Source organism: Mogibacterium pumilum (genome assembly GCF_002243385.1).
In the GTDB taxonomy this organism is placed as follows: Bacteria; Bacillota; Clostridia; order Peptostreptococcales; family Anaerovoracaceae; genus Mogibacterium; species Mogibacterium pumilum.
Window position 1 is genome coordinate 441,976 of the sequence record NZ_CP016199.1, and the last position, 9,423, is coordinate 451,398.

The 9,423-nt window shown below is 38.4% G+C and carries 10 protein-coding genes; 5 read left to right on the forward strand and 5 right to left on the reverse strand.

Going from position 1 to position 9,423, the window contains the following annotated elements:
- A partial coding sequence (locus AXF17_RS09145; protein ID WP_169711303.1) for a DUF3114 domain-containing protein occupies positions 1–618 on the forward strand: 618 nt, incomplete at its 5' end.
- Complete coding sequence (locus AXF17_RS02155; protein ID WP_094233605.1) at positions 606–1,256, forward strand: hypothetical protein; 651 nt, start codon at positions 606–608, stop codon at positions 1,254–1,256. The genes AXF17_RS09145 and AXF17_RS02155, both read left to right, overlap by 13 nt.
- A gap of 51 nt (positions 1,257–1,307) precedes the next feature.
- Here AXF17_RS02155 and AXF17_RS02160 read toward each other — a convergent pair whose 3' ends face one another.
- On the reverse strand, positions 1,308–1,832 hold the full coding sequence (locus AXF17_RS02160; protein WP_094233606.1) for a hypothetical protein: 525 nt from the start codon (positions 1,830–1,832) through the stop codon (positions 1,308–1,310).
- A gap of 278 nt (positions 1,833–2,110) precedes the next feature.
- Positions 2,111–2,830 (reverse strand): hypothetical protein, encoded by a 720-nt coding sequence (locus AXF17_RS02165; RefSeq protein ID WP_094233607.1) that lies wholly within the window; start codon positions 2,828–2,830, stop codon positions 2,111–2,113.
- A gap of 168 nt (positions 2,831–2,998) precedes the next feature.
- Between AXF17_RS02165 and AXF17_RS02170 the strand changes: the two genes are divergently transcribed.
- Positions 2,999–4,864 (forward strand): AMP-dependent synthetase/ligase, encoded by a 1,866-nt coding sequence (locus AXF17_RS02170; RefSeq protein ID WP_094233608.1) that lies wholly within the window; start codon positions 2,999–3,001, stop codon positions 4,862–4,864.
- A 326-nt stretch (positions 4,865–5,190) separates the two neighbouring features.
- Here AXF17_RS02170 and AXF17_RS02175 read toward each other — a convergent pair whose 3' ends face one another.
- The 3 genes from AXF17_RS02175 to AXF17_RS02185 all read right to left on the reverse strand — a co-directional run bounded on the left by AXF17_RS02175 (position 5,191) and on the right by AXF17_RS02185 (position 8,712).
- Positions 5,191–6,288, reverse strand: a complete 1,098-nt coding sequence (locus AXF17_RS02175) for a tyrosine-type recombinase/integrase (RefSeq protein ID WP_157682526.1) — start codon at positions 6,286–6,288, stop codon at positions 5,191–5,193.
- Between the two features lie 779 nt (positions 6,289–7,067).
- Positions 7,068–8,048, reverse strand: coding sequence for a virulence RhuM family protein (locus AXF17_RS02180; RefSeq protein ID WP_094233610.1), 981 nt, complete (start codon positions 8,046–8,048; stop codon positions 7,068–7,070).
- 25 nt (positions 8,049–8,073) lie between these two features.
- A complete protein-coding gene (locus tag AXF17_RS02185) occupies positions 8,074–8,712 on the reverse strand; it encodes a LexA family protein (protein ID WP_094233611.1) in 639 nt (212 codons plus the stop codon).
- 145 nt (positions 8,713–8,857) lie between these two features.
- Here AXF17_RS02185 and AXF17_RS02190 point away from each other — a divergent pair, with 145 nt between their 5' ends.
- On the forward strand, positions 8,858–9,067 hold the full coding sequence (locus tag AXF17_RS02190) for a DUF739 family protein (protein ID WP_094233612.1): 210 nt from the start codon (positions 8,858–8,860) through the stop codon (positions 9,065–9,067).
- Positions 9,068–9,111: 44 nt separating this feature from the next.
- Positions 9,112–9,315, forward strand: coding sequence for a hypothetical protein (locus AXF17_RS02195; protein WP_094233613.1), 204 nt, complete (start codon positions 9,112–9,114; stop codon positions 9,313–9,315).
- Positions 9,316–9,423: the final 108 nt, after the last annotated feature.

Consider the following 9,423-nt stretch of genomic DNA (forward strand, 5'->3'; position numbering starts at 1 on the left):
GATTTAGGAAAGCAGCTACATCTGTTCAGGTATGTAATATCTTATCAGCAAGCAAAATACATAGTAGACAATTACGAAGGCCGTACAGATGAAGAAAAACTAATCAACTATATAGTAAAAGAGAAAATCTGGAACTGGACAGCAGAGGAATCTGCAAGACTTCACCAGAAAGCGTACTACGATTCTGAAAAAGGAAAGTATATTTATCCAGATGGACACAGTTACGCAAATGGAGGAATAAACCTAAAAGTTGTTACTAATTCCAGATTTCATTCGGAGTTTATAATCAATGGGGATGGTAAATTTCTTACACTCTTGGACAAAGACGCTACACAGGATGCTAAGGTAAACTGCTCTAGCTTTAACTATGCACGTTGTAATGATAAGGTACATACGGTGCTAGATGTGGATCCTGCTGGTGAAAAATACAATTATGATCCTAAATTTAGAGAAGAATCTAGATTTGTTATTGATAAGAATGGGAATATAAAAAAAGATATCGAAGAAAACAAAATTCTATATGAAGCACCGAGTCTTAAAAATATGAGTAAATATGATAGAGCTGTGAGATGTAGACAAGATAACTTTAGGTCGGGGGTGTTTGCGTGGATAAAATAACGAGCGGAAGGATAAAGTTAATTATAATATTAATAGTTACAATTATAGTAACTATAATGATAATAAAAATGTTGGTTAATCCTAGACCAATCACTGAAATTAAACATAACACAGTATATATTTGTGGAATAGAGACTGATTACCCAGAAAAAAATCAATCGAGATATTATGTTGAGCTAAAAAAGGGAAATAAATGTGTACTAATGTATGATGACACAAGAAGAAAAGAAGAAAATTATGATGAAGATGGGGATAGAAGCCATCCTCGTATATGGATTTATTATGGTGTATACGAAGAAAAGAGTGGAAGTTATCTAATTAAGATAAAAGAAGCTGCCATGGTTGGGTTCGAAAATACAGCCAGTGTAAAAAAAAGAATAATTAATGGATTTGGAAGCAAAATTTATACAAATGAAAAAAGTATAAAATGCAGAGTTATATATAAAATGAAAAGAGGTCGATATGTATTAGGAACACAAAACAAAAGTGAAATATCTTATAATAAAGATGTTCCATACTATATGCTATACAACAAATCCGACATAAAAAAGCTTCCAAGCAGCCCAGAAGAATTCCGTAAGCAGTTCAAGATGGACAAGAAGGCGGAGCAGGAGCGCCTAGCGGAGCAGAATAGATAGTATATTTGTTATGATGTTATGATAGATTTTCTTCTTTTTTATACAGAAAAGCTATTGAACCTCCTGGAGTTCCTCCAACCTCATGCCCAGCGACACAAGCGTATCCACATCAGATATACTACCTGTCGCAAAAGGATTCCAGTTAGGGGACAGTAAGCTTTGAGCTTCTCTGGCTCTAGTACGAAGTTGTATTTTTTCATCGTCAGTAAAGATATCTAATGAAGCAGCTTTTGCGAAAAATTTAGATTCTACGTCCTTGAATTTACATGAAACTACAGTGCCCGAGAGAATCTCCTCATCGTCACACAAAATTGTAATTTCGTTTTCGTCAAGTATGGCAATATAGTCGTTGACAAATCTAGCGTGCATTTTTTTAACTAGGTAAAAGCTGGAATTGACGCAGGCAAAAACCACCATGACGAAAAGGAATGGATGGGACTTAACGGTATTCACGAGATTGAGGTAAAATATAATCAATTGTATCGCTAGAATAGGCAGCATTATCAGTGTAGGGAAAAGCAATCCTACATAAATATCTGATTTAGCCGTTGTCGCTGAAAAAGTATATCTCTCCATGTTAATAACCTCAAATGTTACACATAACTACTTTTATCTTATAACTAATCGAGAGGAGCCGCCAGACATATTTAGCTTTGCTGCAGAAATATAAGCCGCGAAACAACAAAAGAGAAGCCCGCTTATTGCTTGCTTCTCTTAATTCGTTTAATCACAAATATATTCGTCCGCATATCAACGGCCTTAAGCTCTCTCTTCGACATTCGTGTAGCGTGGGGATTATAGGGATCCTTTTGCCAATATACAATATAAATATCTATTACGAAAACCTTAAAGTATTACCAATTTGTCGCGATGTCTAGTTGTGTTGGGTTGCTAGTTGCAAAACCGCCTGTATCGCATACGATTCCAGTTCCAAGAGAAGTGGAAACCAAAGAACCTTTAGGGTGTGTTTTGTAGCTAGCCGCAACCATTACGTAGTTACCTAACATCTTAACTCCGTCAGCTCTAACCCAGTAGTCAGACTGCGAATATCCATATCTGCTCATAGCTGCTACAACTCTAGACATATTGAGATTGTAGTATGTCTCTTTGCCAGCAGGGCCATTGTTAGTTCCCTTGGACTTAGTGAGAATGCTTCCTGTATAAGTGTAAGTTATGGAAGTAGCTGTACGGCTTGACTCACTGCTCTTTGCTTCTTCTTCGGCTTTCTTCTTAGCCTTCTCATCTTCGACTTTCTTTACTGTATACGTTCCAGTTGCAACGAGAGGAGCTGAATAAGTGTTGGTAGTCGCATGAGTAGCAACGTTGTCAGCCACTGCATCTGTTATAGTTGGAACTGATACAACAGATGCATCAACAGCAACTTCGATCTCAGTGCAGTCTGGAATGTCGGATTCCTGCTTGTGCTGAGCAGTTATCTTTGCTGGGATGCCGGTACGAGTCGAATCGGATTGAGTAGCTGCAGCAACGTACCTGCTCGTAGATACTACGAAAATGAGTAGTAAGCATACGAGAGACACGAGGTGCGCTATTGATCTAATCTTTGCGTAATTCATACTGTCTCCTTGCGTTCGGAATAACTTATGTTGCTTATTGTACCAAACATGAATATGTTGAATCTAAAGGCTGTGTGAAAATTTTACTATATAATGATGAGCTTAATTAAATACAAAATGTATGTTATGATTAGGATAATTTAGAGTATTTTGCAGGGAGAGCATGCTATGAATGATATGAACAACACGATTAATGGTGAGGCTACAGTTAACCCATTTGGCGCTGACTCATTTATCGAGAAGAAAGGCTCCGATTGCGGTCGCTTCTGGTACAAAGACATAAGAGAGATTACGACGCTTAGAGGGCTTCTGGATGGAAGCGTTGAGAAATACAGCGAAAGGCCGGCATTTTGGGTAAAAGCAAAGCGTGGAGGAGAGTACCTGCCCGTTCCTTATGAAGTTCTCGGACATGATGTAGAGGCGATTGGAACGATGTTGCTTGAACTCGCGAGCGATGAACGCCGTGTTGCTATTATCGGTGAAGGTAGCTATGAATGGATTGCTTCATATCTTGCGACGATGAACGCAGGACTAGTTGTCGTGCCAATTGATAAGGAGCTTGGCGGTGACGAGATTAAGAATCTTCTCGATGCTTCAAATTGCCATATCGTAATCTGTTCAGCAGAATGTGCTCCAAAGCTTTCAAATATCATAACCATTACAGACCTAGTGATCACCGAGTTTTACGGTGATAGAACATCTCTCGAGGATAAGCCGGTGCCACTGCTTGAGGATGCGACAGAATTTGAAAGAGCTGGCAGAAGAGTGCACCTATGGAGGAACCTACTCGTCAAGGGTGAGGAGAAACTGGCGGACGGAGATACAACTTTTTCCGAGGTGGAAATAGATCCAGACGAGATGGCGGTAATCCTGTTCACTTCTGGAACGACAGGCACCCCAAAGGGAGTTATGCTTAATCACCGCAATATAACGGTTAACATCATGGACGTTTGCCGCATTGCAAATATCCACCCATGGGACAAGACGCTCTCGATTCTGCCGATTCATCACACTTACGAATGTACGCTCGGCATGCTTCTCGTTCTGTATCGCGGGGCAAGTACGGCATTCTGTGAAGGCATGAAATACATAGTTAAGAATATGCATGAAGCTGGAAATACAGTCGTTATCGTAGTACCGAGAGTACTCGAGATGATTCACGGACGCATCATGAAGACTATCAAGAAGTCGGGCAAGGAAAAGACTTTCAGGAATGCTCTCAAGGCTAGTCGCACTGCACGTAAATTCGGCGTAAACGTGAGTAGAACTCTCTTCAAGCAGATTATTAATGAACTGGGTGGCAAGCTCAGAATTGTAATAACAGGTGCGGCAGCACTTTCACCAGAGATTTGTAAGGACTTTGAAGACTTTGGGATAATAGTTCTTCAGGGGTACGGCATGACTGAGTGCACTCCGCTTATAACAGGAACACCTCAGATTGCGGCTAGAACGAGATACGATAAATCTGGTTCTGTCGGAGTGCCAGTAGATACCGGAGTAGTGCGCATAATTAATCCAGATGAAAACGGCATCGGAGAAATTCTATTCAAAGGGCCAAATGTCATGCTCGGTTATTACAACCTCCCCGAGGCAACTGCGGAAGTGCTCGAGGATGGATGGCTCAGAACTGGTGATATTGGATACTTCGATGCGGACGACTGGCTATTCTTGACCGGACGTGCTAAAAATGTAATCGTAACAAATGCGGGTGAGAATATCTATCCGGAGGAAATTGAAGACTACATCAATAGGCATACATATATATCCGATTCGATGGTATTTGCATCAGGCGAGGCTGAAGATGTCGTTGCAGTGCAGATTCTTCCTGACAAGGATGAAATAAAGGAGGAGCTTGGCAGCGTTCCACCAGATGATGAAATTGAAACTTTGCTAAAGGGGGTTATCACAGAGCTCAATATGGGGCTTGCTCCATTCAAGCGTATCCGTGAAGTCTATGTCCGCAAGGAGGATTTCGTGAGAACGACTACACGTAAGATCAAGCGCCAGGAAAACAAACTGGAGGATCTTAAGTAGGGAAGAACGGATGATAGTACAAACAGAATAAATAAGAAGCAGGGCTACTACACTTTAGTGTGGTAGCCCCGTTATATTATTCATATATATTAGCGACTGTTGTGAAAATATGTTTAAATAAGGGTTGATGGAATTAGGTAATTTTAAGATTAATAAACATATAAAATAGAGCAAAACAAAAAAATAGAGCAAAACAAAGGAAAAACGCAACTCTTAAGAGTTGCGTTTTGATGGTGCGTGATCAGGGGTTCGAACCCTGGACACCCTGATTAAGAGTCTCGTTTTATTATCAGTGATTTTAGCCCTTATTAGATTAGTACCACAGGCTATACCCCACGACTATATTTATCTATTAGTTCTGCCGCATTGTTAAGTGCTACATCTGATTTATGAGTATATATCTTTGATGTGACAGCTATATCCTCATGCCCCATAAGTTCTTTAGCTACATTAATTGGTACACCTGCAGCCTGTAAATCGGTACAGTAAGTATGTCTATAACAGTATAAGGTTAGATCCGCTTGAACAAAATAAGGTGGCATAACCTGGTGCTTCTGCGGATGAACCTTACAGCCTGCAGTTATGTTCATTTCACGTTTAAAATTTTTCCACAAATCGTTTATCGATGACTTAGTATATCGCTCGCCTCTAGTATTTGCGCATATTAGTAACGAGTCATCAGTAACATCATCATGCTCTGCAATTAACCTATCTAACAAAACTCCAGGAATAGGTATGCTCCGCATTCCAGCTTTAGTCTTTGTAAATCCTCGAACTATCCCATCTGATTTTAGAGCTTTGTTAACAGTCACACGTTTGGATGTAAAATCAATATCAGACCATTGAAGAGGAACGATTTCTTGAGGTCTAAGACCACAATACAACATAAGCAATATAAATAGTCCACCACGGTGATAATTTGCAACTTTGAGTGATATTTCTCGTTCCTCGCTAGTTAAGGCTCGTCTCTTTTTAGGAGTCCTTCCTTGCGGCTTTTTTATACCAGTCATAGGATTTTGAACAACAAGCTCATTTTCAAGTGCAGTATTAAATATTTGATTCAATATATCATAGATTTTAGCATTGAATGAGTATGAATAATCCTGAAGAGGGTTAAGCACTTTCTTTATATGTAGAGGCTTAACAGAGCTTAATCTCATATGACCAATAGCTGGCACAATAAATCTCTCACACATAGCTTGGATATCTTTATACCATCGATAGTTAACTTCTGGCTCTTTGTAATTATCCAGCCACTCATTAATCCATATAAAGACCTGAGTATTACGACTAATCTCTACCTTCCCGGCCTCAAGTTGCGATTTAAGAATAGCTCTTTTTTCAATTGCTTCTAATTCAGTCTTGCCATACACATATCTGCGTTTACCTTCAAAAGTGAATGTCTTTTTATAATAATCAGCCATGACATATCCATTTCCGAGCACAAAAAGTACCCTGCTTGTAATCGCAAGGCATCGCTGATATACTTTTGTTGGAACTTTGTGTATCAAGCGATGCCAATTTCTATAGCCGTTACCTGTTGCAGCAGGTGATGGCTATTTTTATAGTTTATACTAAATAAAGTGCACACATTGTACGACATTGTACAAACATTATGTATTGATTTTTTTACATAATATGATATATTTTAAGTAGCTCAACTACCAATGTGTATGTAGGAGCATGCTGGACTACCTTTGGTTCTCCGGCTTTTTTTAGTTTTTGTAAGCTGAGTATTCTTTATCAAACCTTCTTCTAAAGCTTTTTAAAAGAACAGGGAAAGCCGTTATAAAATCATAACCATTTTTAGATTCTTCTAAAATAATTATATAATCAATAGCTTTATCGGTGTATCTAATGCATCTTTTTGTTTTAAGAATACCTTTACCGTTTTTATAACAGTGATTCCATTCTTTTATATTATTAGAACCACTGTTGGCTATATTTATTATTTCTGGAATCCAATGAAGTCTATTTATGCGGTATATACATTCAATTCTGCCAATTAACCTAAAACCATGACATTAGAATAATCGCGCCTTAAGTGACAGCTTTCATCACAATACACATTGTATTCCATGCTTTTCTCCTTCCCACAATTGGATAATCAAAATATAAATTAAATCATCACTTAATGCGACAACGGCATAATTCAATCTATACTATCTTACATGATAATTCTTTACACCCAGATATACTTATTCTATTTAAGCTTCTTTATTTCCTTATCAAAGTCCGAAAAGATTTTCTGATTCTTGTTGTATACATCAAATTCTTCGTTCGCCTTACTAATAGCTGCCTTATTTGAAACTTTTCCTTTGTCGTGCAGAATATCATACCTGCGGAATGCAAGAAATGCATTAACGCTATTTGCGAACTCTTCCATCGTAAACGTGTTTTCACGCTCGATTAAGTCTTCTATATAGTCAAAGTATCCTGAAACAGTTCTTTCTAGTCTGCGAATTTGGTCTTGAGAAAGATAATTTTTCGCAACAGAAACATCTTTCTTCAATATCCGTCCATCTGGAGCATTTTTCCAAGTAGTAAGTCCCATATGATCCTTCGTATGGTCAGCATTTGAATATATGATTTCAGCTGCGGTTTTACCGGTAATGGCATAATGGAATTTGTTTTGAATCATAGCATAGAAATCTTTTGTAGTAGAGGACTGCCTATCGTAGTCTATGCTGCATTCTGCATATATGTCAGTTATTTGCTGATATATTCTTCTTTCACTGGCACGGATGGAACGAACTCTTTCGAGGAGCTCTTTGAAATAATCCTTACCGAAAGGCTTTCCGTTCTTCAACATATCGTCGTTTAGTACGAAGCCTTTAGTAATATATTCTTTAAGCGTGGCAGTTGCCCACTGGCGAAAGCGAGTAGCCTGCTTTGAATTAACTCTATATCCAACAGCAATGATTGCATCTAGATTATAGAAGTTGGTATTGTAATTCTTCCCATCTCTCGCAGTTGTTTCCATTTTGGAAATGACTGAAGATTCGTTTAATTCACCGTCAATGAAAATATTATTCAAATGCTTACTGATTGCAGGAACACCAACTCCAAATAGTTCAGACATAGCCTTTTGAGTTAACCAAAATGTTTCATCTTTAAATGTAACAGAAACAGTCTCTTGGTGATTTTCCATCTCGTATAAAATAATGTTCCCAAAACCTTCCATATAAACCTCCTAATTAATTCCACATCTACACATACTTATGCAGCACACCAACACATCGCCCGATTATCCTCACATCTTCATAGTCCGTAACCATCGCATGATACTCAGGATTACAAGGATTAAGTATCAACGTGTCGCCATCCTGCGTAACTCTCTTTAGAGAAGCTTCGTTGTAATCTAACCTTTCAATAGCGTATATTTGGTCTTGAACAAAATCATAAGACTTTGAAATAAAGACTATATCTCCATCATAGATATTGGCACCAATCATACTATCCCCATGTACCCTCAAGCAGTAATCCGCTTTAACATCTATATCTACTATAAACGTACCCTGGTAATCATCTTCGCATACCACACCATCTCCTGCGCATATAGTACCCATAATGGGGAGCTTGTGCGCTGAAGGCAGAATGATATTCGATGGGAGAGGGCGTGGATTTCCTTTTTCTGTCGTATCATCGGTGTCAAATCCCATTAAATATGAAATAGAAACATTTAGCGCGGAGGATAATTTTTCTAACGCAATTTGTTTTGGGAAATATCTTCCCGAAAGATATGACGAGAGTGCCCCTTTGTTTATATCCGCTTTATCACAAAGCTCGCTTTGCGATAATCCAGAAGCTTTGAACGCTTTATTTAATCTTTTGGTTCTAATATCCATATATAGTTCCTTTCGATATAAGGTAATATCATTATACACGTGGCGTTTAGAAAATCAAACAAAAAGATTTAGAAAATTAAACAAAAGTGTTGACAGAGAGAAAGTTATGCAGTATAGTTTAGAAAACTAAACAAAGGAGGGAGCAATGAATTACGATTACACAAACCTCAAATTGCTTATTAAAACAAGATACAGCACATTTGAAAAGTTTGCAGATGCGCTGGAAATTGGAAGGTCTACACTGTCGCTAAAGCTTAACAATAATGCTGAATGGAGTCAGGCTGAAATGAGCAGAGCAATGAAGTTATTAGGAATTTCAGAAACTGAAATAGATAAGTATTTTTTTTGCCACTAGGTTTAGAAAACTAAACAAAGCAAGAGCTGAAGAGGGAGGAAAAAATGGATAAAAGAAGAGCTATGCGAGGGACTGACTCAGCGAAAGCGATGACTGTTATACGAACTGTAAGTCTGATAGGAGAGGGAACAAAAGAAAACCCAGCACGATTTCTGTATCAGTACTGGGACTTAAAGGGAAACCTATTAGCAAGCCATGACACTATTTTGGATTCGATTTCTGAGAACATTTCTCATCGCTCAAATTAGTGACTTCGGAATACAGCTTTTGCTGCTCGTGACGCTCAATGTACCACTGCTTAATTAAAAGCTCTATTACCTTAATAATCTTCACAGCATCATCGGGATCCATATCGA

Coding starts and splice junctions, on each gene's coding strand:
- AXF17_RS02160 (WP_094233606.1), bottom strand. CDS start 1,832: ATGGAGAGATATACTTTTTCAGCGACAACGGCTAAATCAGATATTTAT.
- AXF17_RS02165 (WP_094233607.1), bottom strand. CDS start 2,830: ATGAATTACGCAAAGATTAGATCAATAGCGCACCTCGTGTCTCTCGTA.
- AXF17_RS02170 (WP_094233608.1), top strand. CDS start 2,999: ATGAATGATATGAACAACACGATTAATGGTGAGGCTACAGTTAACCCA.
- AXF17_RS02175 (WP_157682526.1), bottom strand. CDS start 6,288: ATGGCTGATTATTATAAAAAGACATTCACTTTTGAAGGTAAACGCAGA.
- AXF17_RS02180 (WP_094233610.1), bottom strand. CDS start 8,048: ATGGAAGGTTTTGGGAACATTATTTTATACGAGATGGAAAATCACCAA.
- AXF17_RS02185 (WP_094233611.1), bottom strand. CDS start 8,712: ATGGATATTAGAACCAAAAGATTAAATAAAGCGTTCAAAGCTTCTGGA.
- AXF17_RS02190 (WP_094233612.1), top strand. CDS start 8,858: ATGAATTACGATTACACAAACCTCAAATTGCTTATTAAAACAAGATAC.
- AXF17_RS02195 (WP_094233613.1), top strand. CDS start 9,112: ATGGATAAAAGAAGAGCTATGCGAGGGACTGACTCAGCGAAAGCGATG.